General features: G+C 64.8%; 28 protein-coding genes. 14 read left to right on the top strand and 14 right to left on the bottom strand.

Going from position 1 to position 24,951, the window contains the following annotated elements; translation table 11 throughout:
• Positions 1 to 5: 5 nt before the first annotated feature.
• Complete coding sequence (gene xseA / locus FVF75_RS07050) at positions 6 to 1,562, top strand: exodeoxyribonuclease VII large subunit (protein ID WP_148377228.1); 1,557 nt, start codon at positions 6 to 8, stop codon at positions 1,560 to 1,562.
• Positions 1,563 to 1,572: 10 nt separating this feature from the next.
• Here xseA and FVF75_RS07045 read toward each other — a convergent pair whose 3' ends face one another.
• The 3 genes from FVF75_RS07045 to FVF75_RS07035 all read right to left on the bottom strand — a co-directional run bounded on the left by FVF75_RS07045 (position 1,573) and on the right by FVF75_RS07035 (position 3,317).
• Positions 1,573 to 1,962, bottom strand: coding sequence for a hypothetical protein (locus tag FVF75_RS07045; protein ID WP_148377227.1), 390 nt, complete (start codon positions 1,960 to 1,962; stop codon positions 1,573 to 1,575).
• Positions 1,959 to 2,996 (bottom strand): alkane 1-monooxygenase, encoded by a 1,038-nt coding sequence (locus tag FVF75_RS07040; protein ID WP_246138020.1) that lies wholly within the window; start codon positions 2,994 to 2,996, stop codon positions 1,959 to 1,961. The genes FVF75_RS07045 and FVF75_RS07040 overlap by 4 nt, the downstream gene beginning before the upstream one ends.
• 69 nt (positions 2,997 to 3,065) lie before the next feature.
• On the bottom strand, positions 3,066 to 3,317 hold the full coding sequence (locus tag FVF75_RS07035; RefSeq protein ID WP_148377225.1) for a hypothetical protein: 252 nt from the start codon (positions 3,315 to 3,317) through the stop codon (positions 3,066 to 3,068).
• Positions 3,318 to 3,410: 93 nt separating this feature from the next.
• Between FVF75_RS07035 and FVF75_RS07030 the strand changes: the two genes are divergently transcribed.
• On the top strand, positions 3,411 to 4,049 hold the full coding sequence (locus FVF75_RS07030; RefSeq protein ID WP_148377224.1) for a lysoplasmalogenase family protein: 639 nt from the start codon (positions 3,411 to 3,413) through the stop codon (positions 4,047 to 4,049).
• Between the two features lie 12 nt (positions 4,050 to 4,061).
• Here FVF75_RS07030 and FVF75_RS07025 read toward each other — a convergent pair whose 3' ends face one another.
• The 4 genes from FVF75_RS07025 to FVF75_RS07010 form a co-directional block, all read right to left on the bottom strand.
• The gene (locus tag FVF75_RS07025; RefSeq protein ID WP_148377223.1) at positions 4,062 to 5,015 is read right to left on the bottom strand and encodes a LysR family transcriptional regulator; all 954 of its coding nucleotides are present in this window, start codon (positions 5,013 to 5,015) and stop codon (positions 4,062 to 4,064) included.
• Positions 5,016 to 5,060: 45 nt separating this feature from the next.
• On the bottom strand, positions 5,061 to 5,636 hold the full coding sequence (gene phaR / locus FVF75_RS07020; protein ID WP_148377222.1) for a polyhydroxyalkanoate synthesis repressor PhaR: 576 nt from the start codon (positions 5,634 to 5,636) through the stop codon (positions 5,061 to 5,063).
• Between the two features lie 149 nt (positions 5,637 to 5,785).
• A complete protein-coding gene (locus tag FVF75_RS07015; RefSeq protein WP_148377221.1) occupies positions 5,786 to 6,235 on the bottom strand; it encodes a phasin family protein in 450 nt (149 codons plus the stop codon).
• A 135-nt stretch (positions 6,236 to 6,370) separates the two neighbouring features.
• On the bottom strand, positions 6,371 to 8,185 hold the full coding sequence (locus FVF75_RS07010; RefSeq protein WP_148377220.1) for a PHA/PHB synthase family protein: 1,815 nt from the start codon (positions 8,183 to 8,185) through the stop codon (positions 6,371 to 6,373).
• A 109-nt stretch (positions 8,186 to 8,294) separates the two neighbouring features.
• On the opposite strand from FVF75_RS07010, the gene phaZ reads away from it, so the two are divergent.
• Positions 8,295 to 9,596: a polyhydroxyalkanoate depolymerase gene (gene phaZ, locus FVF75_RS07005; RefSeq protein ID WP_148377219.1), complete on the top strand. Its 1,302-nt coding sequence runs from the start codon at positions 8,295 to 8,297 to the stop codon at positions 9,594 to 9,596.
• On the opposite strand, the gene FVF75_RS07000 is transcribed toward phaZ, so the two are convergent.
• The 3 genes from FVF75_RS07000 to FVF75_RS06990 all read right to left on the bottom strand — a co-directional run bounded on the left by FVF75_RS07000 (position 9,593) and on the right by FVF75_RS06990 (position 12,347).
• The gene (locus tag FVF75_RS07000) at positions 9,593 to 10,303 is read right to left on the bottom strand and encodes an alpha/beta fold hydrolase (RefSeq protein ID WP_148377218.1); all 711 of its coding nucleotides are present in this window, start codon (positions 10,301 to 10,303) and stop codon (positions 9,593 to 9,595) included. The genes phaZ and FVF75_RS07000 overlap by 4 nt on opposite strands.
• Positions 10,300 to 11,043, bottom strand: coding sequence for an alpha/beta fold hydrolase (locus FVF75_RS06995; RefSeq protein ID WP_148377217.1), 744 nt, complete (start codon positions 11,041 to 11,043; stop codon positions 10,300 to 10,302). Before FVF75_RS06995 ends, FVF75_RS07000 begins: the two co-directional genes overlap by 4 nt.
• A 62-nt stretch (positions 11,044 to 11,105) precedes the next feature.
• Entirely contained in the window at positions 11,106 to 12,347 is a 1,242-nt protein-coding gene (locus tag FVF75_RS06990; protein ID WP_148377216.1) for an MFS transporter, read from the bottom strand.
• Between the two features lie 157 nt (positions 12,348 to 12,504).
• Here FVF75_RS06990 and thrS point away from each other — a divergent pair, with 157 nt between their 5' ends.
• The 5 genes from thrS to FVF75_RS06965 all read left to right on the top strand — a co-directional run bounded on the left by thrS (position 12,505) and on the right by FVF75_RS06965 (position 17,151).
• The gene (thrS, locus tag FVF75_RS06985; RefSeq protein WP_148377215.1) at positions 12,505 to 14,487 is read left to right on the top strand and encodes a threonine--tRNA ligase; all 1,983 of its coding nucleotides are present in this window, start codon (positions 12,505 to 12,507) and stop codon (positions 14,485 to 14,487) included.
• A 208-nt stretch (positions 14,488 to 14,695) separates the two neighbouring features.
• Positions 14,696 to 15,001 (top strand): BufA1 family periplasmic bufferin-type metallophore, encoded by a 306-nt coding sequence (locus FVF75_RS06980; protein ID WP_148377214.1) that lies wholly within the window; start codon positions 14,696 to 14,698, stop codon positions 14,999 to 15,001.
• 53 nt (positions 15,002 to 15,054) lie between these two features.
• Positions 15,055 to 15,909: an MNIO family bufferin maturase gene (gene bufB, locus FVF75_RS06975; protein ID WP_148377213.1), complete on the top strand. Its 855-nt coding sequence runs from the start codon at positions 15,055 to 15,057 to the stop codon at positions 15,907 to 15,909.
• The gene (locus tag FVF75_RS06970) at positions 15,906 to 16,631 is read left to right on the top strand and encodes an HvfC/BufC N-terminal domain-containing protein (protein WP_148377212.1); all 726 of its coding nucleotides are present in this window, start codon (positions 15,906 to 15,908) and stop codon (positions 16,629 to 16,631) included. The genes bufB and FVF75_RS06970 overlap by 4 nt, the downstream gene beginning before the upstream one ends.
• 1 nt (position 16,632) lies before the next feature.
• Complete coding sequence (locus FVF75_RS06965) at positions 16,633 to 17,151, top strand: DoxX family protein (RefSeq protein WP_148377211.1); 519 nt, start codon at positions 16,633 to 16,635, stop codon at positions 17,149 to 17,151.
• On the opposite strand, the gene FVF75_RS06960 is transcribed toward FVF75_RS06965, so the two are convergent.
• The 3 genes from FVF75_RS06960 to FVF75_RS06950 all read right to left on the bottom strand — a co-directional run bounded on the left by FVF75_RS06960 (position 17,140) and on the right by FVF75_RS06950 (position 18,350).
• On the bottom strand, positions 17,140 to 17,508 hold the full coding sequence (locus tag FVF75_RS06960) for a hypothetical protein (protein ID WP_148377210.1): 369 nt from the start codon (positions 17,506 to 17,508) through the stop codon (positions 17,140 to 17,142). The two genes, FVF75_RS06965 and FVF75_RS06960, sit on opposite strands and share 12 nt — an antisense overlap.
• Positions 17,509 to 17,544: 36 nt before the next feature.
• Positions 17,545 to 17,880, bottom strand: a complete 336-nt coding sequence (locus tag FVF75_RS06955) for an arsenate reductase family protein (RefSeq protein WP_148377209.1) — start codon at positions 17,878 to 17,880, stop codon at positions 17,545 to 17,547.
• Positions 17,881 to 17,951: 71 nt separating this feature from the next.
• Positions 17,952 to 18,350 carry a DUF2177 family protein gene (locus FVF75_RS06950; protein WP_148377208.1) on the bottom strand — a complete coding sequence of 133 codons (399 nt, stop codon included), beginning with the start codon at positions 18,348 to 18,350 and terminating at the stop codon, positions 17,952 to 17,954.
• A 252-nt stretch (positions 18,351 to 18,602) separates the two neighbouring features.
• Between FVF75_RS06950 and FVF75_RS06945 the strand changes: the two genes are divergently transcribed.
• From FVF75_RS06945 to FVF75_RS06935, 3 genes are all read left to right on the top strand, one after another.
• Positions 18,603 to 18,809 carry a cold-shock protein gene (locus FVF75_RS06945; RefSeq protein ID WP_148377207.1) on the top strand — a complete coding sequence of 69 codons (207 nt, stop codon included), beginning with the start codon at positions 18,603 to 18,605 and terminating at the stop codon, positions 18,807 to 18,809.
• A gap of 279 nt (positions 18,810 to 19,088) precedes the next feature.
• Positions 19,089 to 19,736, top strand: coding sequence for a glycosyltransferase family 4 protein (locus FVF75_RS06940; protein ID WP_148377206.1), 648 nt, complete (start codon positions 19,089 to 19,091; stop codon positions 19,734 to 19,736).
• 108 nt (positions 19,737 to 19,844) lie between these two features.
• Positions 19,845 to 20,726, top strand: coding sequence for a glycosyltransferase (locus FVF75_RS06935; RefSeq protein ID WP_148377205.1), 882 nt, complete (start codon positions 19,845 to 19,847; stop codon positions 20,724 to 20,726).
• A gap of 48 nt (positions 20,727 to 20,774) precedes the next feature.
• Here the strand turns inward: FVF75_RS06935 and thyX are convergent, their stop codons facing one another.
• Entirely contained in the window at positions 20,775 to 21,683 is a 909-nt protein-coding gene (thyX, locus tag FVF75_RS06930) for an FAD-dependent thymidylate synthase (protein WP_148377204.1), read from the bottom strand.
• A gap of 182 nt (positions 21,684 to 21,865) precedes the next feature.
• Between thyX and FVF75_RS06925 the strand changes: the two genes are divergently transcribed.
• The 3 genes from FVF75_RS06925 to FVF75_RS06915 are packed head-to-tail and all read left to right on the top strand — an operon-like array spanning position 21,866 to position 24,951.
• Positions 21,866 to 22,819, top strand: coding sequence for a hypothetical protein (locus FVF75_RS06925; RefSeq protein WP_148377203.1), 954 nt, complete (start codon positions 21,866 to 21,868; stop codon positions 22,817 to 22,819).
• A gap of 42 nt (positions 22,820 to 22,861) precedes the next feature.
• Positions 22,862 to 24,217, top strand: a complete 1,356-nt coding sequence (locus tag FVF75_RS06920; protein WP_148377202.1) for a tetratricopeptide repeat protein — start codon at positions 22,862 to 22,864, stop codon at positions 24,215 to 24,217.
• 26 nt (positions 24,218 to 24,243) lie between these two features.
• Positions 24,244 to 24,951, top strand: a complete 708-nt coding sequence (locus tag FVF75_RS06915) for a DUF1194 domain-containing protein (RefSeq protein WP_148377201.1) — start codon at positions 24,244 to 24,246, stop codon at positions 24,949 to 24,951.

The raw sequence follows: 24,951 nt of genomic DNA, 5'->3' as shown, positions 1-24,951 counted from the left end.
GCGCCATGGACCTGATCGACGACCCCGCCCCCGGCCAGAACGCCCCCGAATTTTCCGTCTCGGAACTGTCCGGCGCGGTCAAGCGCATGATCGAGGGCGAGTTCAGCCACGTCCGGGTGCGCGCCGAGGTCGGGCGGGTCAGCAGGCCGCGTTCCGGCCATGTCTATCTTGACCTCAAGGATGACCGGGCGGTGCTGTCGGGGGTGATCTGGAAAGGCGTTGCGTCCCGCCTCGCAACCCAACCCGAAGAAGGCATGGAAGTGGTCGCCACCGGGCGGCTCACGACCTTTCCGGGCCAGTCGAAATACCAGATCGTGATCGAGGACATCGCGCCCGCCGGGGCCGGCGCGCTGATGGCGATGCTGGAGAAACGCAAGGTGCAGCTGGCCGCCGAAGGGCTGTTCGCAGCCGAGCGCAAGCGCCCGATCCCGTTCCTGCCCGAGGTGATCGGTGTCGTGACCTCGCCCTCGGGCGCGGTGATCCGCGACATCCTGCACCGGCTGCGCGACCGGTTCCCGCGCAAGGTTCTGATCTGGCCGGTGGCGGTGCAGGGCGCGAAATGCGCGCCGGAAGTGGCCCGCGCCATCGAGGGCTTCAACAGGCTGGCGCCCGGCGGTGCCCTGCCCCGGCCCGACCTGCTGATCATCGCGCGCGGCGGTGGCTCGATCGAAGACCTCTGGGGCTTCAACGAGGAGATCGTGGTGCGCGCGGCCGCGGCATCCAAGATCCCGCTGATCTCGGCGGTGGGGCACGAGACCGACACGACGCTGATCGACCATGCCGCCGACCGGCGCGCGCCGACACCGACGGCGGCGGCGGAAATGGCGGTGCCAGTGCGCCGCGACCTTCTGGCCTGGGCAGCCGAGCAGGACGCGCGCATGACCCAGGCGCTGACCCAGGCGATCGGGCGGCGCGGCCAGCGGCTGGTGGACCTGTCGCGCGCGCTGCCGCGCCCCGACACCCTGCTGGACGGGCCGCGCCTACGGCTGGACCGGGCCGGCGACCGCCTGCCGGCGGCGCTGCGCGCGACCACGCAGCACGGCCACGTGCGCCTCAGCCGGGCGGCGGCGGGGTTGCGCCCCGGCCTTCTGACCGGGCGGATCGAGCGGCGGCGCGACCGGCTGGATGCCATGGCCATGCGCCTCGCCCCGGCGCTGACCCGCGCCACCCTGGCCGGGCGGCGCGAGCTTGACCGGATCGCCGCCCGTCTCGACCCCACCCGGATCGAGGAGGCGCGCGCGCGCAAGGCCCGCGACCTCGACCTGTTGGCGGCACGGTTGTCGCGCGCCGGTTCGACCCGGACCGAGGCCCTGCGCAAGCGTCTCGACGCACTGGACCGGATGCGTCAGACGCTGGGCTACCGCGAGACGCTCAAGCGCGGCTATGCCGTGGTGCGCGGCGATGGCGCGGTGGTCACAACGACCGCCGCTGCGCGGGCGGCGGAGCGGCTCGAAGTTGAATTCATGGATGGAACGCTGGAGATCAGCGGCGAAAACCCGCCGCAGAAGTCGAAAAAGTCCAAGCCCAAGCCGCCCCCGCCGGACCAGGGATCTCTGTTCTGACGGGCCTGCGTCAGACCCCGATTTCGGGGCCGAGGCAATGCAGCGGCCCATCCGCCTCGCCGGTTTCATAGAGCACCTGCGAGCCTTCGCCACTGGTCAGTTCGGCCATCAGGCCCGAAGGCGTCTCAAAGAACAGCCAGCAGACCGGATCGGGGTGGTCGTCATAGACAAAGCAGATTTCGCCGTCGTCCTCATACCAGACCCCATCCTGGCATTGGCCATCGAGAAACGACCAGCGCACGCGACGGTTCGGCAGGTAATCCTCGCCGCCATAGACCTCGCCCAACACCCCGTAGAGCAGCGTCTTGCCGGTGGTATAGGCCTCGAATTCCGCCGCCGACATCGCCTCCTGCGCCGTCGCCGGAGCGGCCAGCAGCATGAACAGCGCCAGCACCCTCATGCCGTCACCCCACCGTTCCAGCGTTTCAGCGCCCGGCCCATCACGCGTCGCCAGGGCCCCGGAAACAGCGCCAGCGTAGCCATCGCCGGCAGCGATGACGGCAGGATCGGCGCCACCGCGCGCGGGTGCAGCTCAAGCTGCGGATAGGGCCGGGCCGGATGTGCGTGGTGGTCGGAATGGCGCGGCGCGTTCAGCATCATGTGCGAGGTGAACCAGTGGCGCGCGTTCCAACTGTGGGCCGGGCCGATCGGCTCGAGCTTGCCATCGGGCCGCCGCGCCCGGCGCAGCCCGTAGTGCTGCACGTAGTCCGACAGCAAAAGCTGGGTCTGCGCATAGAACGCCAGCAACAGGTGAACCCCGGCCCCGGCCCAACCGAACGCCAGCCCCGACAGGCCAAGCGCCGCCAGACCGCCGCCGACATAGACCCGGTAGGGGTTCAGCCCGCCGCGCCCGCGCCGGGCGATGTCGGCCTGTTCCATCTGGTAGCCCTTGACGAAACTGCCGACCCAGGCGCGCGGCGCGAAGCGATAGAAACTCTCGCCGGGCCGGGCGGTGTTGGGGTCGTCGTCGGAGGCCGCGAAGCGGTGGTGCACCTTGTTGTGGGCCGAGGTGTGATGGCCGAACAGGAGCGAGATATAGACCCATTTGCCCAGGTTGAAGAGCCGCCGGTCGCGCCGGTGGATCAACTCATGCGCGTTCGAGTTCGAGATCTGCCCGAAGAACAGAGACGCCGCGACATAGAACGCGATCCAGCCCGCCACCCCCTGCCCACCGGTCGCCAGCGCCCGGATCACGAGGGCCAACAGGGCGAAATGGCTGACCGCCAGCACCGCCGACAGCGCGTCGGCAGAGGGCAGTTCGCGTGTGGGGTCGGCCGGGGGTGCGGCCTGGGCAATGATTTGGTCCATGAAAAAGGCGAACAACGTCATGTAGATGAGCGCGGCCCAGATCCAGACCCCGCCCCAGACGGCTCCCGCCCCGATCAGCCCGACCGGGACGAGCGATGCGATCGCGAAAGCACGAACCGGATGCACGGCGCCCTTCCTTTTCTGGTTCGCCCCAAGTCTGGCAGGCGCCGGCGCCGGCATCAAGCCGTCATACGTTCAACGCGGTCTGGTCCCCAGAACCCACTGCCAAAGGGTGCCGCCGCCATAGCGGCCAAGACCCACGAAATAGGCGATCATCAAGGCAAACAGCGCCAGCGCCGGTGCGCCGGTCAGGTCAAAGCCGCCCTCCGTCAACCCGCCGGTCAGTGCCGCGATCAGATAGCCGAACACGGCAAAGCTGGTGATCAAATCGAGCAGGAAGGCCATCACGACCATCCATGCAGGAGCCTGCCTGGTTTCTGTGGTCATGGCATCCTCCATCAGCGTTGCCAATTCCCTGAAATTATACCACAATTACCGCCGAGGGGCAGATGATCTACTGCCGCAGGAAAAGGAGTCGCGATGACCCCCGGCGTGGCGTTCTGGATCGGTCTGGCCGTGGCCGTGACCTATTTCCCGATGTCGGACGGGCGCACCTCCTGGCCGCGCTCGGTGGTCAAGACGGTGCCGCTCCTGGCCTTTGCGGCAGCGGCCTACGGGGGCGGGGCGCCGCTCTGGCTGGTGGCGGGGTTGCTGTTGTCGGCGGCGGGCGATTTCGCGCTGTCGCGGCGCGGCGATCTGGCGTTCCTGTCGGGGCTGGGCGCCTTCGCGCTGGCCCATGTCGCCTATCTCGGGGTGTTTCTCGACCTATCCGGGCGTCCGATCTGGGATGCGTTCGTGCTGGCCCCGGCGCTGGCGGTGTTTCTGGTCGGCGTCACCCTGTCGACCGAGTTCTGGCTCATACCCCACACCAACGGGCTGCGCTGGCCGGTCCGGGCTTATGCCGTCATCATCACCCTGATGGGCCTCGCGCAACTGACCTTGCCGATCGGGCAGGCGACGCTGGGCATGACACTGTTCTACACCTCGGACGTGGTGCTTGCGATGCAGCTGTTTCGCATGGGCGCGGACAACCCGCTGGTCGGGCGCACAAGCTGGGTGATCTGGGGGCTTTATATCGCGGGGCAGTCGCTGATCCTGACCGGCATCATGACGCTCTGAGCGCCGGACCGCTCAGAGGATGCGAAGCGCGCCAGTGAGGAACGGGCAGCGCGCGACGCCGGGGGCGACCACTAGTTCATCGAGCAGCACGCGCAGACGCGCTGCAACGGACGCCGGGATCTCGCCCAGCACACCGTGGCGGGCCGAGAGCGTGATTCGCCGGGACAGCGGCGCGATGGGCAGCGGGCGGATATCGACATCCTCGATGAACCGCCGGGCGCGGGCGATGCCAAGTGGCGTCAGGATGGCCCAGCCGGCGCCGCTGGCAACCATGGCGAGGATCGCGTGATAGCTGTCCAGTTCGAACCGATGCGCCAGCCTGAGATCCTGCCGGGCCAGGTGTTCAGCCAGTTGCCGACCCATGTGGTGACGCTTGGTATAAAGGATCAGGGGGATGTCGCGCAGGTCCGCAAGCTCGGCGCCCGCGCCTTTCGGGGTGACCGCGACGAAGGGTTCCTCGATCAGCGGGTGCACCTCCATCCAGTCGGCCGGCGGCCCCATGTCGGCAGCCACGATCAGGTCGAGCGCGCGGGCGTCAAGCTGGTCATAGAGCCGGTGCGACGCCCCGGTTTCCAGCAAGAACCGCGTGGCGGTCAACTCGCCCGCGAGGTCGGCCAGCAGGCGCGGCGTCACGTCGGCGTCGAAATCCTCGATCAGGCCCAGCCGCAAACGGGTCAGACGCGACAGATCCGACATCGCCAGTTCGGCGCGCGCCTGTTCGGCCTCGTTCAGAATCGCCTCGGCGCGGCGGCGAAACAGCTCGCCCGCCGGGGTCAGGGTCAAGGGGCGCGCGCCACGCTCGACCAGCGTTGCCGACAGCGCCGCCTCGGTGTTGGAAAGCTGCTGGCTGACCGCGGACGGGCTGGCCCCGAGCCGGCGCGCAGCGACCGAGATCGAGCGTTCCTCGGCGATCGCGAGGAAGACCTCGATCCCCCACAGCGTCACCCGCCCTGCCGTCTCGACCATCGCTCCGGTCTCCCGGGTTGCCCTGCCGGGCCGAACTGCACCGGATCAGAGACCCGACAGTTTCTTCTGCAATTCGGCCAGTTGCTTCTTGATCGCCTCGAGGTCTTCGCCGCGCGCGGACTTCTGCGGCGCCTCGGGCGCATCGGGGGACTCGTCGTCGTCCTGCCCCCAGCCGGCCATCATCGTCTTGAGGAATGCCTGCTGCTGTGCCTGGATCACGTCGAACCCCGGCATCTTCGCCATCGGGTTGGGGATGGTGCCCATGTTTTCCATCAGCTTCGACTGGCCGTCGCGCAGCATCTCGAAGCTGGCGGCCAGGAATTGCGGCACCACGCTTTGCGCCTGGGTGGTATAGCTGCGCACGAGATCGGTCAGCACGTCCACCGGCAACACGTTCTCACCCCGGCTTTCGTGTTCGGCGATGATCTGGAGCAGGTATTGCCGGGTCAGATCGTCGCCCGACTTGAGGTCGATGATCTGCACCTCGCGCCCGTCGCGGATGAACCCGGCGATGTCGTCGAGGGTGACGTAGTCGGAGGTCTCGGTGTTATAGAGCCGGCGGCTCGCATAGCGCTTGATCAGAAGCGGATCCTTGTCGCTGGCCACGTGCCGTCCTCCCATGCCATTGCGCTGCCCTGCGGCAGTGCAGAAAACCTACGCCAGTGCAGAAACAAAAGGCAAGCGTCGTGACACCAAACAAAAAAGGGCGGACCCGAAGGTCCGCCCGAGCGTCATGCCGACAGGGAGGAGGATGCCGGCAATGAAAACGCTTATTTCGCGGCGGCGGTCGCTTTCTTCGCGGCCTTGGCAACGTCGTCGGTGGCCTTCTTCACGGCGGCAGAGGCTTCTTCGCCCATGTTCTTGCCGGAAGCGAGCATCAGTTCGACGGTTTCCATCTGCACCTTCTTGGCGATTTCGGCGAAGGCGGCCATGTTCTCGGCGGCAACTTCGGCCTGGGCCGACGCGAAGTCGGTCATCGCTTTGGTGTAGTCGGTGGCGTCTTCCTTGACGGTGGTGATCGCGCCGATCTTGTTCAGCGTGTCCTTGGTCCAGGCGGTCGAGATCTCGGTGGATTTCTCGGCAGCTTCCAGCGCAACCTTCGACAGCTTCTCGCCCAGCGCGGCCTGGGTCTTGAAGGCACCGTTGAAGGCGGACATGTCAACCGGGAACGCGCCCATCATGTCTTGAAAGGTCTTGGTGAAGTCTTGGGTCTTGGCCATGTTTATCTCCAGTTCTGGTCCGGCACCGTGCCGGGATGAATTCTGCGACTGCGAGATAGATACATGCTGCACCGCAGCAATTCAAGAGCTTTCTGCGCTGCAGCATGAATTTTTTTGACGCTAGGTCAGCCGGGCCTAGCCGGTGCGTTTCCAGGCCTCGGGCACGGCGGTGACGTAGGTGCCGGGTGCGGGCGCAAGGGGCGGGTGGTCGGGGCCGCCGGGGTTGCGCGCCGGGACCATCTTGCCCGAGCGCTTCGCCAGCCATTCGCCCCAGCGCATCCACCAGGTGCCGGGATGGAATTCGGCCGTTTCCCGCCACGCATCAGGGTCGGCAGACCAGTCTTCATTGGTGTAATGGCCGTATTTCTTCTTGGACGGCGGGTTCACGATGCCGGCGATATGGCCCGATTCCGACAGGATGAAGGTCTTGTCCTTCGCCCCCATCTGCTGGATGCCGCGATAGCTCGACCGCCAGGCGGCGATGTGGTCGGTTTCGCAGGCCACGGCACAAAGCGGCACGTCGACATCTCCGATCCTGACCTTCTCGCCCAGAACCTCGAAACCCTCGGGCGAGCCTGCGAACCGGTCCTGCTGGCACAGGCCGCGCAGGTATTCCACCGCCATCGGCCCGGGCAGGTTGGTCGAATCGCCGTTCCAGTAAAGCAGATCGAAGGCCGGGGGCGCCTTGCCCAGCATGTAGCTGCGGATCGCCGGGCGATAGATCAGGTCGTTGGCGCGCAGATACGAGAAGGTGCGCGCCATGTAGAGCGACGGCAGAATGCCCTTTTCCGCGCACTCGGCCTCGATCCCGTCGACGAAATCGTTGTCGAGGAATACCCCCACCTCGCCCTGGTCCGAGAAATCGGTGAGCGCGGTGAAGAAGGTGGCCGACTTGACCGAGGTATCCTTGCGCTTGTTCATCAGCGCCAGCGTGAGCGCCAGCGTGGTGCCCGCGATGCAATAGCCGACCACATTGATCTTCTTCTTGCCGGTGATCTTCTTGACCTCGTCGATCGCGGTCAGAAACCCCTCTTCGACATATCCGTCCATGCCGACATCGGCATGCTGGGTGTCGGGGTTGACCCAGGACACGACGAACAGGGTGAAGCCCTGGTCGACGATCCAGCGGATCAGGCTGTTTTCCGGCTTGAGGTCGAGGATGTAGAACTTGTTGATCCAGGGCGGAAAGATGATCAGCGGGGTGTCGTGCACCGTCTTGGTGGTGGGCGCATACTGGATCAGCTCGAACATCCGGTTGCGATAGACCACCTCGCCCTCGGTGGTGGCGAGGTTCTCGCCCACCTTGAAGGCATCCGGGTCCGACAGCGTCACCACCAACTCGCCATCGTTCTTTTCCAGATCGCGGATCATGTTCTCGAGCCCGTCGATCAGCGACTGGCCCTCGGTCTCGACCGCCGCCTCCAGCGCATCGGGGTTGGTGGCGAGAAAGTTGGTCGGTGACATCATGTCGATCATCTGGCGGGTGAAATACTGCATCCGCCAGCGGTCCTTGTCGTCGATCCCCTCGAGGTCTTCGACCGCCTTCTCCAGCGCCTGCGATGTCAGCAGGTATTGCTGCTTGAGGTAGTTGAAATAGGGGTGCGATTTCCACATCGGGTTGGCAAAGCGCGGATCGTCCGGGGTCGGGTCGTCGGGCACCAGCCCGTCGCCGGTGGCCAGCGCGTGCTGCGCCTCGACCGCGTGTTTGAGGGTCTTGCCCCAGTATTCGATCTGCTGCTCCAGCACCTTGCCGGGGTTCTGCATCATCTCGGCCCAATAGGCCCCGGCGGTCTTGACATAGAGTTCCTGCCCCGGGCCTTGCAGGCTGGGTCGGGTCACGTGCTTGTGCGACATCGCCGCCATCAATCTGCCGGTCAACTCCTCGATCCGCGCCAGATTGGCCTTCAGCTTTTCGCTTTCGCCGTGGGGGTCGATTTGATCAGTTGTCATGATAATAAATCCACCCTATCTTGTTTGCACCCGCAGCATTTTTTGGCTGGGGCCGTTCTAGTTCAACGGTATCTGACCGGGCGGCATGAACGCAACAGAAAGGCAGAAAATGCGCTATATGGCGACATACGACCTGATGGAGACGATGCGCAACACCAACGAGTGGTTGGGCGCGACGGCTTCGGCGCTGGCCAATTACCCGGCGGTTGCGGCCCTGCCGAACCCGATGGTGCAGTGGATGGCGGCCTGGGGCGACGTGACCGAACGCAGCTTTGCCCGGATGGTGGCCAAGCCCGACTGGGGCATCTACTCGGTGGTTGGCGCGGACGGGCAGGATCACGTCATCTCGGTCGAGACGGTGGTGGAGCGTCCGTTCGGAGACCTGGTGCATTTCGCGGTGCAGGGCCGCCCGCAAAAGGCCCGCCGCATCCTTCTGGTCGCGCCGATGTCGGGCCATTACGCCACGCTTCTGCGCTCGACCGTCGCCTCGCTCTTGCCCGATGCCGAGGTCTATATCACCGACTGGCACAATGCCCGCGACATTCCTGTCAGCAAGGGCAAGTTCGATGTCGAGGATTACACCCTCTACCTGGTCGATTTCATGCGCGCGCTCGGCCCCGATATCAACGTGATCGCGGTCTGCCAGCCGGCGCCTCTGACGCTGGCGGCCACCGCCTACCTGGCCGAGCTGGACCCGGACGCCCAGCCGCAGACCCTGACCTTGGTCGGCGGCCCGATCGACCCTGACGCGGCCCCGACCGAAGTGACCGATTTCGGCAACCGCATCACCATGGGCCACCTCGAGGAACTGGCAATCCAGCGTGTCGGCTTCAAATATCCCGGCGTCGGGCGCATGGTCTATCCGGGCCTGCTGCAACTGAGCTCGTTCATGTCGATGAACGCCGACAAGCATGCCAAGGCCTTTACCAACCAGATCAGCCGTGTCGCCCGAGGCGAGGCCAAGGATCACGACAAGCACAACAAGTTCTATGACGAATACCTCGCCGTGATGGACATGCCGGCCGAGTTCTACCTGTCGACCGTCGAGCGGGTGTTCAAGAACCGCGAGATCGCGCTGAACGAGTTTACCGTCGGCGGCCACAAGGTCGACATCGGCAAGATCACCAACGTCGCGGTCAAGACCGTCGAAGGCTCCAAGGACGACATTTCAGCACCCGGCCAATGCGCCGCCGCCTTGCCGCTGTGCACCGGGCTGCCGGACGAGAAGAAGGCGGGCTATATCGAGATCGGCGCGGGGCATTACGGCATCTTCGCCGGCAAGTCCTGGCGCAAACGCATCCGCCCGCTGGTGCTCGACTTCATCGACCAGAACGCCGGAAGCCACGCCGAACAGGCGAAACGCAAGCGTGCCAAGAAGGCCGCGCCCCGGCTCAAGGCCGTCGGCAACTAACGTAGCATCATCGGCAGGTCCAGCCAGGCCCGGAGCGCCAGGTTCACCTTTTCGGGCGTCTCCAGCGTCGGGATATGGCCGGCGTCGTCCAGCACCACCAGTTCGGCATAGGGGATCAGTTCCGCCATGAAGCTGTGGCGGCGCACCGGTGTCATCTTGTCGTGCTCGCCGCACATCACCAGCGCGGGCGCCTTGGTCATGCGCAGGGTCTTCTGCGCGTCCGGGCGTCGCTGAAGTGCGCGCGACTGGCGGATGAAGGTCGCGACCCCGATGTCATAGGCCATCTCGTCCAGCCGTTCGAGCACGCGCGCCCGACCGGCGCCGGGGGCCAGGTTGTCCGGGCTCATTGCGCCGCGCAGGGCCTCTTCGAAACGCCCGGTCTGCGCCTGGATGATCTGCGGTTCGCGCCATGACGCCTGCTCCGGCGTCTCGGGCAGCGGCGAGGTCGAGATCAGCGCGATTCGTGTCACCCGTTCCGGCACCCGGCGCAGGATTTCCATCGCCACGATCCCGCCCATCGACAACCCCGCCAGCGCAAAGCGCCCAGGCGCCTGGTGGATCACGTTGGCGGCCATTTCGCGGATCGACTCGCCCTGGGTGACACTGGCGACATGCACCGTGTGATCGCGCGACAGGTGTTCGATCTGCGGCGTGAACACCCGCGCGTCGCACATCATGCCGGGCACGAACAGGACTGCCTCTTTCATCGCGTGACCTCGTCGATCGCGGCGATCACCAGCGCCAGGCATTCCGGCGTCGAGAACCGGTGGTCCGCCCCCTTGACCAGCGTGAGCCGCAGGTCCGGGGCGTCGATATGATCGAGCAGCGCCAACGCCACCTCGCGCGCGACATCCTCATCCGCCGTGCCTTGCAACAGCCGCACTGGCACGTCCATCGCCAAGGGCGCGCGCAGCACCAGATTCTGCCGCCCGTCCTCGATCAGCCGCCGGGTGATCGGATAGGGGTCGCCGTAGTCAGAGGGCAGATACACCACGCCATCGGCTTCCAGCCGGGCGCGGTCCTCGGCCGAGAACCCGGCCCACATCGAATCCTCGGTGAAATCCGGCGCTGCGGCGATTCCGACAAAACCGGCGAGTTTTTCGGGGATATCCCGGGCCAGGATTGCAGAAATCCAACCTCCCATCGACGAGCCGACCAGGATCTGCGGCCCCTCGGTCAGCCCCTCGATGACCGCGCGCGCATCCGCCGCCCAGTCGCCGATGCAGCCCTCGGTAAAGGCGCCGTCGCTTTGCCCGTGCCCGGAATAGTCGAAGCGCAGAAAGGCCCGGCCCGCCTCACGCGCCCAATCCTCCAGCGCCAGCGCCTTGGTGCCCTCCATGTCCGACATGAAGCCGCCGAGGAAGACCACGCCCGGCCCCGCACCGTCGGTCCTGTGATAGGCCAGCCGCCGCCCGGCGCCGGTTTCGAAATAGGATGGCCCTGCCACGCCGCACCTCCCTCGTCCCTGTTGCCGCGATCCTGCATGATCGCGGAGCCAAGCGAAAGGGGTCAGCCGCCCCCGACCTCGGGCAGACCGGCGGCAATCGCCGCCCCGGTCACTGCAAGGCCGGCAAACCCGATCAGCGTCGCCTCGGGGCCCAGCATCGACAACAGTCCGCCGCCCGCGCCCGCCACCAGCAAAAGCACGCCGATCACGGTGTTTGCGGCGGCAGCATAGCTGCCCCGCCGGCCCTCCGGCGCCATGTCGACGATGAAGATCGACCGGCCCTGCCGCACGCCGTGATGCGCGATCATCAGCAGAAACAGCGCTGCCGGCATTGCCCAGACCGACTCGGCCAGCCCCAGCCATGACAGCGTCACCGCACCGACCATCGCCGCAGCCCCCAGAAGGCCGGACAGGATCAGCACCCGGCGGCTCGAGCGATCCGCCATGCGGCCCCAGGCATAGGTCGACAGGAACGCCGCCGCCGACGAGGCGATCACGAGAAAGCCGAGATCGCCGATACTGCTCTCACCCTCGCCCGCGATCAGGACGATATAGGGCGGCGACAGGGCCGTCGCGACCAGAAAGCCGCGCGCGACGACGAAGCGCGCGAGGCGTTTGTCGTCGCGCAGAAGCAGCAGCACCGCGCCGATGCGCCCGCTGCGGTCGGGTTTGCTCGGGGACTCCTGCAGCGTCACGAAAATCAGCGCCGACACCAGCCACAGCGCCGCCGCGAGCGCCACCGCCCCGGCCAGCGCCACCTGGCCTTTCAGCACGCCGCCAACCAGCAAGAGCGCAAAGACAACCACCCCGGCGGCCGACAACGACCCCGCCATCCCGGTGACGGCGCCGCGCCGGCTCTCGCCCACGCTCTTGCCCAGCAGTTCCTTGTAGGACACCGAGGCTGCCGCGCGCGACACCGCCAAGACCGCAAGCGCCACCACGATAACCCAGCCCGCCGCCGCGCCTTCGAGCCTCAGCGCGGCGAAGGCGATCGCGGCGGCGGCAATCCCCTGCCCGACGCTGCCGACGACCCACATCCATTTTCGCTGGGTCATCGCCTCGAGCCGCGTCGCCAGCCACAACTGCGGCAACAGCGCCCCCGCCTCGCGGATCGGCACCAGCGCCGAGATAAAGCCGGTCGGCACCGCCAGCGCGGTGAACAGCCAGGCCAGCACCAGCTTGGGGTCGATCAGCCCGTCCGCCAGCTTGGTCATGGTCAGCGCGGCGACATGGCGCAGCCCGTTCGGGGCTTCGTGTTCAAGTTCGGGTTTGCCCGCGATCCGGGTGAACAATGCGTCAATCATTGCGTCAGCATAGGCAAAACATCGTGCTCGGAAAGGCGCATCGGGCAAAAACCGGCCCCGCATGGTTGACAGTGTGGCCCGCCGGGGGCAAATCAGCCGCACCATAACCCGCAACCGGGCGTTCCGTGGGCGCCAAACCGACGAGGAGACGAGCCGCATGGCCGAGATTTCCCTGACATTCCCCGATGGCAATTCGCGCAAGTTCCCCTCCGGCGTCACCGCCGGCGAAGTTGCCGCAGGCATTTCCAATTCACTGGCGAAAAAGGCGATATCCGCCACCGTGAACGGCCAGCATTACGATCTGCAATGGCCGATCACCGGGGACGCCGAGATTGCCATCCACACGATGAAGGATGAGGCCCAGGCGCTGGAGCTTGTGCGTCACGACGCCGCCCACGTGATGGCGCGCGCGGTGCAGGAGCTTTGGCCCGGCGTCAAGGTCACCATCGGCCCGGTGATCGAGAACGGATGGTATTACGATTTCGACCGCGAAGAGCCGTTCACGCCCGAAGACCTCGGCGCGATCGAGGCCAAGATGAAAGAGATCATCAACCGCCGCGACCCGGTGACCACCGAGGTCTGGGACCGCGACCGCGCGGTGGCCTATTACGAGGCCAACAACGAGCCCTACAAGGTCGAGCTGGTCAACGCGATCCCCGACGACGGCCAACCGATCCGCATGTATTGGCACGGCCATTGGCAGGACCTGTGCCGCGGCCCGCATCTGCAGCACACCGGCCAGATCCCCGCCGACGCCTTCAAGCTGATGAAGGTGGCCGGGGCCTATTGGCGCGGCGACAGCAACCGCCCGATGCTGCAACGCATCTATGGCGTCGGGTTTCTGAACCGCGACGCGTTGAAGAAATACCTAACCTTCCTCGAAGAGGCCGAAAAGCGCGACCATCGCCGCCTTGGCCGCGAGATGGACCTGTTTCACATGCAGGAAGAGGCACCCGGGCAGGTGTTCTGGCACCCCAACGGCTGGACCATCTACACCACGCTTCAGGACTACATGCGCCGCAAGCAGCGCGCGGGCGGCTATGACGAGATCAACACGCCGCAAGTCGTGGACCGCAAGCTGTGGGAAGCCTCCGGCCACTGGGAGAAATACCAGCACCACATGTTCATCGTCGAAGTGGACGAAAGCCGCGACGGCGAGAACGACGATGCCACGGCGAAGAACCGCGACCAGACCCGGATCAATGCGCTCAAACCGATGAACTGCCCCTGCCATGTGCAGGTGTTCAACCAGGGTCTGAAAAGCTACCGCGATCTGCCGCTGCGGCTGGCCGAATTCGGCTCCTGCGCCCGGTTCGAGCCGTCCGGCGCGCTGCACGGCATCATGCGGGTGCGCGGCTTTACCCAGGACGACGCGCATATCTTCTGCACCGAAGACCAGATCCAATCCGAATGCGCGCGGTTCATCGACTTCCTCGCGAATGTCTATGCCGAGCTTGGCTTTCCCGAGTTCGAGATCCGCTTTGCCACCCGCCCCGAAAAGCGGGTGGGCAGCGACGAAAGCTGGGATTACGTCGAAGGCGCGCTTGAAAAGGCGATCAAGGCGGTCGGGCGCGACTATACGCTGGAACCCGGCGACGGCGCGTTTTACGGCCCCAAACTTGACTTCTACCTCACCGACGCGATCGGCCGGGTCTGGCAATGCGGCACCTTCCAGGTCGACCCGAACCTGCCCGAACGGCTGGACGCGAGCTACATCGGCGAGGACGGCGTCAAGCACCGGCCCTTCATGCTTCATCGCGCCTGCCTCGGGTCGTTCGAACGCTTCATCGGTATCCTGATCGAGAACTGGGAAGGCAAACTGCCGTTCTGGATCGCGCCGCGTCAGGTGGTGGTCGCCTCGATCGTCTCGGATGCCGACGATTTCGTGCGCGAAGTCACCGAGAAACTGCGTGCCGCCGGGGTGCGGGCCGAGGCCGACACCCGCAACGAAAAGATCAACTACAAGGTCCGCGAACATTCCGTGGGCAAGGTGCCGGTGATCCTGGCCGTCGGCATGAAAGAGGTCGAGGACCGCACCGTGAGCCTGCGCCGGCTGGGCGAAAAACACAGCCGGGTTGTTGCACTCGACGAGGCGGTCGCTGAACTGGCGCGGGAAGCCACGCCGCCCGATCTCGCCTGATCACGCGGGCAAACATTTGAAAACGCGGGAAAGGCGGCCTTCGGGTCGCCTTTTTCAATCGGTCAATTCACAACCCCGTATGTTTCATCTCGTCACAGCCCGGTCATGCACGCGCCTGTGACTGGCAGGTGAGCGCATGCCGCGGATAGCCCTGTTTCATCGCCGATACGTGCGATGCCGATTTTCGGATCAACAGTGGAGGAACCCGATGTCCAATCAACTCAAGTCCCTTGCGGTGGCCAGCGCCGTCGCAACCGCCGTGGCCGGTCTGGCCACCAGCGCCCATGCCCAGGACATGGCGCAGGAAAAATGCTTCGGCATTGCGCTCGCCGGTCAGAACGATTGCGCCGCCGGGCCGGGCACGACCTGCGCGGGCACATCCAAGGTCGACTACCAGGGCAACGCCTGGACGCTGGTGCCCGAAGGCGCCTGCGAGAACGTCGCCTGGGACAAGATCCTGCCCGAGGGCCGCAAAGGCTCGCTCGAGGCGCTGGAGCGCGACATCCCCGCATGACCAGAGCGCCCCCGACCTGCGGGTCGGGGGCAGTTTGCATCAGGGAGGGCGCGATGTTCGACACCTCGGCAGACCGTTTGCCGCCAGCCGCCGGCACCGGCTACAAGCCGCAGCATTTCGCCGCCATCATGCACGATCCCGGCCCGGTCGCCTGGCTGGAAATCCACGCCGAGAACTACATGGGCGATGGTGGACGCCCGCTGGCGCAGCTTCGCGCGCTGGCCGAGCGCTTTGCCATTTCGGTGCACGGCGTGGGCCTGTCGATCGGCGGCGACGAACCGCTGGACACCGCCCACCTGGCCCGGTTGCGCCACCTCGTCGACTGGCTGAAACCCGCGAGCTTTTCCGAACACCTCGCCTGGTCGAGCCACGGCGGCGCATTTTTCAACGACCTTCTGCCGCTGCCCTACACCGACGCGACGCTTGCGCGGGTGGCGGATCACATCGACCAGGTGCAACAGGCGCTCGGCCGCCGCATGCTTCTGGAAAACCCCGCCACCTACCTCGCCTTCGCCGAGAGCACATGGTCCGAGACCGATTTCCTGGCCGAGCTTGTCCGGCGCACCGGCTGCCGCTTGCTGCTGGACGTCAACAACGTCTTCGTCGCCGCGACCAACCAGCAGACCGACCCGCGCGCCTATATCGGCGCCTTTCCGATGGACGCGGTGGGCGAATTGCATCTGGGCGGGCATGACGAACAGGCCGACGATCACGGCGCGCCGCTCCTGATCGACAACCACGCCGCCCCGGTGGTCGATCCGGTCTGGCACCTCTATGCCGATGTGATCGCGCGCCTTGGCCCCGCGCCGACACTGATCGAATGGGACAACGACGTGCCCGACTGGCCGGTGCTGGCCGCCGAGGCGGCGCGCGCGACCGAGATACTCGAAGCGGCGCGACCCCGATGAGCACCGCCGATTTCGCCCCCGCGCTGACCGACCCCGAGACCACCCCGCCGCGAGGGCTGGTCGACCCCGAGGGCCGCCCGGCCGGGGCGCGGTTCGACGTTTACCGCAACAACGTGGTGGTCGGGCTGACCGAGGCGCTGGTCACCGGCTTTCCCGCCATCCGCGGGCTGGTGGGTGCCGAGTTCTTCACCGCGATGGCCAGCACCTTCGTGCGCGCCCATCCGCCGACCTCGCCGGTTCTGACCCTCTATGGCGCTGATTTCCCGGCGTTTCTGGAAGGGTTTCCGCCGGTCGCGCATCTGCCCTACCTGGCGGATGTCGCCAGGCTGGAACTGGCGCTGCGCGCCGCCTACCACGCGGCGGACGCGCGCCCCATCGACCCAGCGCGGCTGGAAACGCCCGATCTGGAACAGGCGGTGGTGACACTGGCCCCGGCGCTGGGGCTTTTGCGCTCTGCCTACCCGGTGCATGCGATCTGGCGCGCGGGCCTCGACCCCGCCGCCCCCAAGGCCCGGGGCGGGGCGCAGGACGTGTTGATCACGCGCCCCGGTTTCGACCCCGTCGCCACCCCGATCCCGCCCGCCGCAGCACATTTTGTCGCGGCGATCGTCGACGGTGCGCGCATCGAGGCTGCACTCGCCCGGGCCGGTGACGACCTCGACCTTGCCGCCATCCTCACGCTCCTGATGCAGGGCGGCGCCATCACCGGATTGGAGATCTGACATGATCCGCGCCACCCTCGCCCGCCTCGACACCGCAGGCGACGCCGTGCTTCCCAGCCTCGCGCGCCTGACCTTCGCGGCCTCGCTGGCGGGCTATTTCTGGGCCTCGGCCCTGACCAAGCTGGGCGACGGGCCGTTCTCGCCCTCGCTCGGCGCCTATGCCCAGATCTTCCCCCGCGCGATGGAGGCGGTCAGCTATGACGCCGGGCAGCTTGGCCTCTGGCACCGGCTGGTGGTGCTGGCGGGCACCTATGCCGAGTTCGTCCTGCCCGCGCTGATCCTCGTCGGGCTTCTGACCCGGCTGGCCGCATTGGGGATGATCGGGTTCGTCGTGGTGCAAAGCCTGACCGACATCATCGGTCACAATGCCGACGCCACCGCCATCGGCGCGTGGTTCGACCGTATCCCCGACAGCGCGATCCTCGATCAGCGGCTGTTCTGGGTGATGCTTCTGGCGGTTTTGATCTTCAAGGGCGCGGGGCCGATCTCGCTCGACCGGCTGGTGGCCTCAAAAATGTGATTTCGGCTCGTCCGGCCGGCCTGCCGCGATCGCCAGGATGCCGCCCAGCCCGGCCATGACGATGGGAAACATCGTGGCCGCGTTGAAGGCGAAGGCCTGCTGCATCAGGATCGCCGAGATGATCAGCAGCACCCCGCCCCAGAGCGCCCGGATCTTGGCCATCGCGCCGCCGGCAATGGCCAGCGTCGGGGCGGCGATCGAGACGAACTTGATGAAACCGGGGTTGTCGAAGGCGCCGAAGATGGTGCCGACATCCGGCTCACGCTCGACCAGCGAGGTCCAGCCATAGCCGAACAGCCCGACAAACATGCCCATCACGCCCGCGATGATCCCAAGAACTGCTGCTGCATTGCGCATGATCGCCCTCCGTTTGGTCCCAGCGATGTAGGCATGTCAGGCCGGATTGCCAAGCCATTTGGCGCGGGTTTCCTTGTCCCACCCCAGGGTAATACTGCCATCCGCCTCGATCACGGGACGTTTCATCAGGGTCGGATGGGCCGCGATCAGCGCCGCCGGATCGCCCGCGCGCGCAGCCTCGTCAAGCCCGCGCCAGGTGGTCGAGCGGCGGTTCACCAAGGCTTCGCCGAAGGTCTCGGCAAACCGCGCCAGGTCAGCCGCCTGCAACGGGGTTTCGCGGACATCGACAAGCTCGGGCGCATGGCCGGCGGCGGTCAGCTCGCGCAGCGCCCGGCGCACCGTGTCACATGATTTGATGCCATAAACCTTCATGTCGCCCCACCCTGACCGCGTCTGCGCCGATGTCTTGCACAGGCCCGCGGCTCCGGCAAGTCCGGTCAGGCTCAGCCGAAGGCGCGCACCACCATCACGCCCGCCCAGGCCGACACCCCGGTCAGGACCGTGCCCCAGGCCACGTCGACCGCCACCATCTGCGGCGCCCACAGCTTGAGCGTGGCATAATTGGTGAACTCGTAGGTGCCATAGGCCATCGCACCCAGAAGCGCGCCCGACAACAGCGCCTGCACCGGCACACCGGATTTCAGCGCCGGAAGCGAGGCGAACCAGACCACCCCGCCGACGTAGAAGGCGTAGAACAGGATTGCCGGTCCCAGCCGGAGACCATCGATCAGCCAGTCGCCGATGTGCTGCGCGAACAGCGGGCGCATCACGTTTTTCAGCATCACAGCGTCGAGGCCGAGAAAGACCACGACGGTCACGAGGTAGAGAGCGAATATCTGCATGGCCATGTCCGTTTCTGGTTGTCTGCAAGGGCTACGTCCGGGCGGCACGGTTGGATGTATCCGTCTTGCAGATTTCCGCCGATCATGCCGCATACACGCGATTTTTCTTGCAAAAGCGCCCGCAAAGCGCCATGTGGGGCGTGTACGACAGATCTATTCTTCCCGCCTTCTATCACTAGCAGTCGGACCAAGACCTGACTGCGCTACCGGGCCGCCGCATCGTGTGGGCGGCAGATGATAGGAGATACGGGAATGGCCACTGGCACCGTAAAATGGTTCAACGCAACCAAAGGCTTCGGCTTCATTGCGCCCGATGACGGCGGCAAGGACATCTTCGTCCACATCTCGGCCGTCGAACGCGCCGGGCTGACCGGCCTGAAGGACGACCAGAAGGTCGAGTTCGAATTGGAAAGCGGCCGTGACGGCCGTCAATCCGCGGGCGACCTGAAACTGCTCTGAGCGGTTTTCGGACGACAAGTTCGAGAAACCCCCGCGCAGCGACGGCTGCGCGGGGGTTTTCCGTTGTGTGCATAGTTGGTGCTTGTAGGGTGGGCTTTCAGCCCACCACTACGGCGCTGATTGTGGGCGGGATGGGTGTGAACAGCCGTCCTGCTCTTGTCCGCTATTCTCGCTCTCCCGGCGCGTCTTAATACCAAATCGCCATTCTCCATCTGGCAATCGCCAACAGAATACCGTCACTCGATGCCAAGGATTTCCGAGACCTTTCTGGAGCTCACAATGTTGAAAAAAATCGACTTCTTCCTGCGGACCGTTCGGAACACCTTGCCAATACGTTGGAGGGTACCCGAAATCAGTCTCGTCGATCGCGCGCGCTTGAGAATCCTCGTTTCCCGTCAGATGATGCCACGACCGAACCGAGTCCTCACCGCTTGCCTGGAATTGCGCGCCGTCGGACGAGGTGAAACCAGGATTGTTCGGGAACCGCTCGAACTGATTGGTGACGGCACGTTTTGTGCCACTGTTCCGGTCGCGGCACTATTGGTCGATAGCGCCCTGATAATCACCTTCGACCTCTACCTTGTTCTGGATGGGCAATGCACAAGACTGGCCGCAAGCCAGTCAGGTCACCCAAAATCCCTACCGGTAGACGGGTTTGAAATCTTGCCATGGACACGAGAGGATCAAAGCTGTTCCCTGATCATTTCTCGGGCACGTTCGCAACCGAAAGCGGGTTTCGACGTTGCGGTAGTTCTAAATCAGATCAACTACACCGGCGGCAAGACCAAAGCCATGATCACATTGGCCGGCCAGCTGAAATCACAGGGGCTAAAGGTCAAGATTGTTGCGATGAACCTTTCCAAGGAGCCCCCGAACTTTCCCTTGCCAAACGATGTTCCAATTGAATTCGCGACCAGCGTCACCTAGCGCAAACGAAACGAAGGGCGGTGGTCGATCCAATCGAAGAAATTTTCAGCGTCAAGCAGTGCCCGATCCGATGCAAGACAATTCCTGGCAAAGCTTGGGGCCCGCGCGATGATTATCCCGGATCATCCGACGATCGGATTCGTTGAATTCATTCGCGCGTCCGCACCTCGCGATACGATCACCATTTTGAGCGACCATAATCCTCACCGGGCCACCTTCGTCGCCAAGCAAGAAGAACTTCCCACCCGGACAGCCCAGGATCGAGCTTTTTTGAGAACGATAAGTCAGTTTGATGCAGTTCACATCATCAATCCCCTGTTGATACAGGCGTTCGAGAAGAGTACGGAAAAGAAGATCGTTTTTATTCCAAACGGCTCTAGACGGTGGGCATCATGCCGCCCGGTTGACAGCATTTTTTCGTCCAGATCGGTTGTGGCGCTGAGCCGGCTGACCAAGTCAAAAAGAGTGGATCACCTGATCGATGCCTTCGATATGGTTTCAAACCGCCGGCCAGATTGGAAACTTCAAATTCTCGGACGAGGGCCAGACGAATCCGAACTGAAGAAGCGGGTCCAATCTCTCGGTCTGAACGGAAAGGTTGTCTTGGAAGGGTTTGACCCAGACATAGACAAGCGCTTTCTGTCAGCTGCCTTCATGGTCAGCGCATCCCGACTCGAAAACCTGAGTCTCGCCTATCTGGAGGCTGCGGGGACGGGTACGCCGATTGTCGCATATGATGGAAACGCGACGGCGCGATATTTCAATTCCGAAGGAGTCGATTTCTTTTCCGCCGTGCCGGATGGTAATGTCGAAGCCTTGGCCAAGGCAATGGATCGAATGATGCAAATGGTTGAAGATCGAGATCTCACCGTTGCCCGGATGTCGGCCGACGCATACGAGTTTTCTCAACGTTTCTGTCCCGAAGTGATCGCAAAGCACTGGAAGCAGGCACTGTTGTCCCTCCGCGAGCAGGAAACGATCGGAACATGAGTCTTTAGGACGAAGAATTGACCAGGAACCTGACTTTCTTCCAACCCCCTACCCCCTCAAAACCCCCTCGAACTCCCGCCACTCCCCCTTGGACATGCCGGAGGTTTCCTGCGTGACCGTCTCGCCCTTCAGCATGCGCCGCACGCATTCCATCGCCGTTGCCGACAGGGTCGCCCCGCCCATGCGGTAGTCCTCGAACGCCTTGTAGGCGAACGGCACCCAGTCGGCGACCACGGCCGCGATCGCCTCGGCATAGACGCGGATCTCATATTGGGCGTGGGCATCGGCGCGCAGGCGCAGGAAGTGAAAGAGGTTGTGCAGGTCCACCTTCCAGTACCACTGCGTGTAGATATTTGCCGGCAGGTTCATCCGCGCCAGTTCGCGCGCCAGGCCCTGCTGGCCGTCCTGCGAGATCATCGCCTCGTAGTTGTCATAGGCGCGGCCCGAGTCCGTCTTGAGGATTTCCAGCACCCGCGCCGCCTCTTCGCCCTCCAGAACCTCGCCCCTTCCCTGGTTGTTCACCACCGATTGCGCGGCGATGTTTTCCGGCGCGGGGATGTAGAACTCGCGGTCCATGATCGAGTAGCGGGCCGAGTATTCGTTCACGTTGGCGGTGCGGTGGCGGATCCACTGGCGGGCGACGAACACCGGCAGCTTCACATGCAGCTTGATCTCGCACATCTCGAACGGGGTCGAGTGCCAATGCCGCATCAGATAGCGGATCAGCCCCTCGTCGTTCTGCACGCTCTTGGTGCCCTTGCCATAGCTCACCCGCGCCGCCTGGCATATGGCGCTGTCGTCGCCCATGTAGTCGATCACCCGCACGAACCCGTGGTCCAGCACCTCGTGCGCGGTGTAGAGATGCGCCTCCATGCCGGGGCTGACGACGCGCAATGTCTGGGCGGTCTGGCCGCGCGAGGCTTCGATTTCGGCCTTCTGTTCAGGGCTGAGGGGCATGGCGAATCTGTCTCCAATTGGTGTTCGGCAACTATATATTGCAGTGGGCCACATCGCACCCGCCATATGCCGTAGGAACATGGAAAGCACAGTTGTTCGAAAAGTATAATCGGGACTGCCCAAACCTTGACACAAACCCGTTGTAATGTGCTGATAAGAAAAAACTAAAACGAGCAGTTCCAATGATCAGGCAAACCGCAACCCTTCTGGCGGCGCTTTCGCTTGCCGCCTGTCTCGACGGTAAGAACCCTTTGGTCGACACGGGTCCTGCGCCCGACGACCCGAATGCACTCGATTTGCCGCCCGGGACGGAACGCCCGACAAGCCGCACGACAATCGAGCGACATGAAGGGAAGGAAGACGGCACCGGCAATGGCTATGCTGAATCAATCACCTATGACCCCGTCAATGATACCTTTACCGTCGACAACCTCGCGTTTGACGGGGGCAATACCTATTCCCGCGACACTCTCGTGCCGAACCTGGGTGCCTTTCGCGTTTACGAAAACGACGGAGTATATTTTGACGATGTTACGGGTAACCCTATTTTGCAGTTCATGCACCGCGCGATCATCGACGAAGGCGCTTCCGGCAAGACCCATGTCGCGATCGTGCGCACCGGCGCCTATGTCGGCTATGGTTTTGGCGGTTTTTTGTATTCTCGAGATGGAGGAGTAGATATCCCGGCAACCGGCCAAGCTATCTTCGCAGGTGATTATTCCGGGATCCGCGATTTCAATGGTAAAGGCGGATTGGAATATGTCACTGGCAATGCAACGGCCCAAATTGACTTTGAGGACTTCAACGATGGGGATGGCGTTCTCTTCATGATTCGTAACCGCAAAGTGTTTAATGCGGCTGGAGTCGACATAACGGCATCGCTTTCCCCGGATATGGTTGCGGATCTGACCAACAAAGTTGGGCCCCAGATGGCGAATGAAGCCGGTGAAATCAGCTTGAGGCTGATTGCCCACGATGGCGCCGGCACTGTCTTTGGTGATGCCGGCGTTTTCTATGGGTTGTTGGCTGGACAAGGGGCCGACATGGAATTGGTAGGCGTTGTTGTTGTGGGCGGCACAGATTCACGCGACGGTTTTGAGTATCGCGAAACCGGCGGCGTCATACTAGAGCGCTGATATACAAACAGAAGCAATCACAAGCGCAACAGGGGGCAGGCGGTGCAACTTACAGGCAAGGCGATCACGGTCGCGCTGGCAATCGCCTGCGCCACGCCTGCTTTGTCCGAGCCGCTGAACCTGACCCGTGACGAGATGCTGGCGACCGCGCACAACGCGCTCGAGGCGGGTGCCGCGCGTCAGGCGCTCGCCTTTGTCGACGCGGTGCTGAAGGTCGACCCCGAGGACATCGCGGCCCTCGTGCTCAAGTCCCGCGCCCTGCGCGATCTTGGCCGCTTTGACGAGGCGCAGGTGGCGGCGCAAACGGCCTGGGCGCTGTCGGACGACGATGGCGCGCGCTATGCCTCGGCGATGGCCCTGGCGCAGGCGTTGTCGTCGGACGGGTCGCGCACCATGGCGCAGGTCTGGCTGCGCCGGGCGCATGAGGTTGCCCGCAGCGATGCCGAACGCGCGTTGGCGGTGCGTGGCCATCAATACGTCAAGGCGCGAAACCCCTGGAGCTATACCTTCAGTTTCGGGGCCTCGCCCAACTCCAACCTCAACAACGGCTCATCGGCGGACGTGCTCTGGATCGGCAACCTGCCGTTCACGCCGGTGGTCTATTCCGGCTATACCGCGCAGGTTTCGGCCGGGGTGAGCTATCGCTTTTCCGGCGCAAACGGCACCGAAACGCATCTGGGCGCGCAGCTTTTCGCCCGCATCAACTGGTTCGACGCCGACAGCCTCGCGGTGCTCGAAGGCAATTCCAACCCCAACGACAGCCAGCACGATTACGACTATGTGCAGGCGCTGGCGACGCTGCGCCACGTCCGGCCCATCGGAGCCACGACGCTGGAACTCTCGGCCAACGCCGGGCGCACCTGGTATGGCTGGGAGTATTTCGCGGACGTGGTGAACCTGGGCGCGGAATGGCGGATGCCGTTTGGCGAGGGCGACCAGATCGCGCTGTTCGCCAAGGGGCGCGGCCAGTTCTTTGCGGACCCCGGCGATGCGCCGGTCTATTCCGGCGAGGCGGGCGCGCGGCTGCGGCACGATTTTTCCTGGGGCGACCGGATCGAGGTGACGCTGGCCGCGACCGGCGCAATGTCGGACGACGCGCAGCGCGAATATCTCGGCGGGCGGGGGCGGGTCGACTATGATCTCGGCCAACCCTTGCTGGGCGCCGATCTCAGCTTTGGACTGGGGGCTGCCTACCGCGATTACCCGGTGTCGGCCTTCGACCCCGCCGGGCGGCAGGACTGGCTGTTGACGGCCTCGGTCGAGGCGGCCTTGCCGGACGCGGCCTACATGGGCTTTATGCCGTTGATTTCCGCCGAATTTGAGCGGAACCTGTCGAATGTCCCGGCCTTCCAATCGCAGGCGCTGCGGTTCGGCCTCGGGATCAAGTCGCAGTTCTGACCGCCCCTGGGCGGCGAAGGAGCCCGATGTTCAGCCGGACCGTATCCGCCGCCCTGATCGCGCTTGGCCTTGCCGCGCCGGGCCATGCCCTGCCGTGCCGGCAGGCGTTGGCGCTGGCGCTCGACGTGTCCGGCTCGGTCGATGCCGAGGAATACCGGCTGCAACTCGACGGGCTGGCCGCCGCGCTGACCGATCCGCAGGTGGTCGAGGCCTTCGTGGCGGGCGCGGCCGCGCCGGTGCGGCTGATGGTCTATGAATGGAGCGGTCCGGCGCATCAGCGCGTCATCCTCGGCTGGACCGAAGTGGCCGACGCCCCTGCCCTGTCGGCAATCGCCACCACGCTGCGCAGCACCGTTCGGGTGCCCGCCGCGCCTTCGACCGCGCTGGGAACCGCGATGGCGGTCGGGGCCGGGTTCCTGTCGGGCCAGCCGGATTGCTGGACGCGCACGCTGGACATTTCCGGCGATGGCACGTCGAACACCGGGCCAAGGCCACAGGACATCGGCCATCTTGCCAGCCTCGCCGAAATCACCGTCAACGCGCTGGCCATCGGGGTCGGCGAGCGTCAGACGCTGTCGACCACCGGCGATCTGGTCGAGTATTTCCGCCAGAACGTGATCCGGGGGCCGGGCGCCTTTGTCGAACACGCCGCCGGGTTTGCCGACTTCGAAGCCGCGATGGTGCGCAAGCTGCTTCGCGAAACCCGGGGGCTGGCGATCGGCGCGTCGGAGTGA

Origin of the sequence: Maritimibacter fusiformis, from assembly GCF_008086115.1 — a bacterium.
In the GTDB taxonomy this organism is placed as follows: Bacteria; Pseudomonadota; Alphaproteobacteria; order Rhodobacterales; family Rhodobacteraceae; genus Muriiphilus; species Muriiphilus fusiformis.
Note: the sequence above shows the minus strand (reverse complement) of the source record. Positions and strands in the feature narration are given on the sequence as shown.

Bases quoted from the DNA above. Each gene is read 5' to 3' on its own strand.
- xseA (WP_148377228.1), top strand. From the start codon at position 6: ATGGACCTGATCGACGACCCCGCCCCCGGCCAGAACGCCCCCGAATTT.
- FVF75_RS07045 (WP_148377227.1), bottom strand. From the start codon at position 1,962: ATGAGGGTGCTGGCGCTGTTCATGCTGCTGGCCGCTCCGGCGACGGCG.
- FVF75_RS07035 (WP_148377225.1), bottom strand. From the start codon at position 3,317: ATGACCACAGAAACCAGGCAGGCTCCTGCATGGATGGTCGTGATGGCC.
- FVF75_RS07030 (WP_148377224.1), top strand. From the start codon at position 3,411: ATGACCCCCGGCGTGGCGTTCTGGATCGGTCTGGCCGTGGCCGTGACC.
- FVF75_RS07025 (WP_148377223.1), bottom strand. From the start codon at position 5,015: ATGGTCGAGACGGCAGGGCGGGTGACGCTGTGGGGGATCGAGGTCTTC.
- phaR (WP_148377222.1), bottom strand. From the start codon at position 5,636: ATGGGAGGACGGCACGTGGCCAGCGACAAGGATCCGCTTCTGATCAAG.
- FVF75_RS07015 (WP_148377221.1), bottom strand. From the start codon at position 6,235: ATGGCCAAGACCCAAGACTTCACCAAGACCTTTCAAGACATGATGGGC.
- FVF75_RS07010 (WP_148377220.1), bottom strand. From the start codon at position 8,185: ATGACAACTGATCAAATCGACCCCCACGGCGAAAGCGAAAAGCTGAAG.
- phaZ (WP_148377219.1), top strand. From the start codon at position 8,295: ATGCGCTATATGGCGACATACGACCTGATGGAGACGATGCGCAACACC.
- FVF75_RS07000 (WP_148377218.1), bottom strand. From the start codon at position 10,303: ATGAAAGAGGCAGTCCTGTTCGTGCCCGGCATGATGTGCGACGCGCGG.
- FVF75_RS06990 (WP_148377216.1), bottom strand. From the start codon at position 12,347: ATGATTGACGCATTGTTCACCCGGATCGCGGGCAAACCCGAACTTGAA.
- thrS (WP_148377215.1), top strand. From the start codon at position 12,505: ATGGCCGAGATTTCCCTGACATTCCCCGATGGCAATTCGCGCAAGTTC.
- FVF75_RS06980 (WP_148377214.1), top strand. From the start codon at position 14,696: ATGTCCAATCAACTCAAGTCCCTTGCGGTGGCCAGCGCCGTCGCAACC.
- bufB (WP_148377213.1), top strand. From the start codon at position 15,055: ATGTTCGACACCTCGGCAGACCGTTTGCCGCCAGCCGCCGGCACCGGC.
- FVF75_RS06970 (WP_148377212.1), top strand. From the start codon at position 15,906: ATGAGCACCGCCGATTTCGCCCCCGCGCTGACCGACCCCGAGACCACC.
- FVF75_RS06965 (WP_148377211.1), top strand. From the start codon at position 16,633: ATGATCCGCGCCACCCTCGCCCGCCTCGACACCGCAGGCGACGCCGTG.
- FVF75_RS06960 (WP_148377210.1), bottom strand. From the start codon at position 17,508: ATGCGCAATGCAGCAGCAGTTCTTGGGATCATCGCGGGCGTGATGGGC.
- FVF75_RS06955 (WP_148377209.1), bottom strand. From the start codon at position 17,880: ATGAAGGTTTATGGCATCAAATCATGTGACACGGTGCGCCGGGCGCTG.
- FVF75_RS06950 (WP_148377208.1), bottom strand. From the start codon at position 18,350: ATGCAGATATTCGCTCTCTACCTCGTGACCGTCGTGGTCTTTCTCGGC.
- FVF75_RS06945 (WP_148377207.1), top strand. From the start codon at position 18,603: ATGGCCACTGGCACCGTAAAATGGTTCAACGCAACCAAAGGCTTCGGC.
- FVF75_RS06940 (WP_148377206.1), top strand. From the start codon at position 19,089: ATGTTGAAAAAAATCGACTTCTTCCTGCGGACCGTTCGGAACACCTTG.
- FVF75_RS06935 (WP_148377205.1), top strand. From the start codon at position 19,845: ATGATTATCCCGGATCATCCGACGATCGGATTCGTTGAATTCATTCGC.
- thyX (WP_148377204.1), bottom strand. From the start codon at position 21,683: ATGCCCCTCAGCCCTGAACAGAAGGCCGAAATCGAAGCCTCGCGCGGC.
- FVF75_RS06925 (WP_148377203.1), top strand. From the start codon at position 21,866: ATGATCAGGCAAACCGCAACCCTTCTGGCGGCGCTTTCGCTTGCCGCC.
- FVF75_RS06915 (WP_148377201.1), top strand. From the start codon at position 24,244: ATGTTCAGCCGGACCGTATCCGCCGCCCTGATCGCGCTTGGCCTTGCC.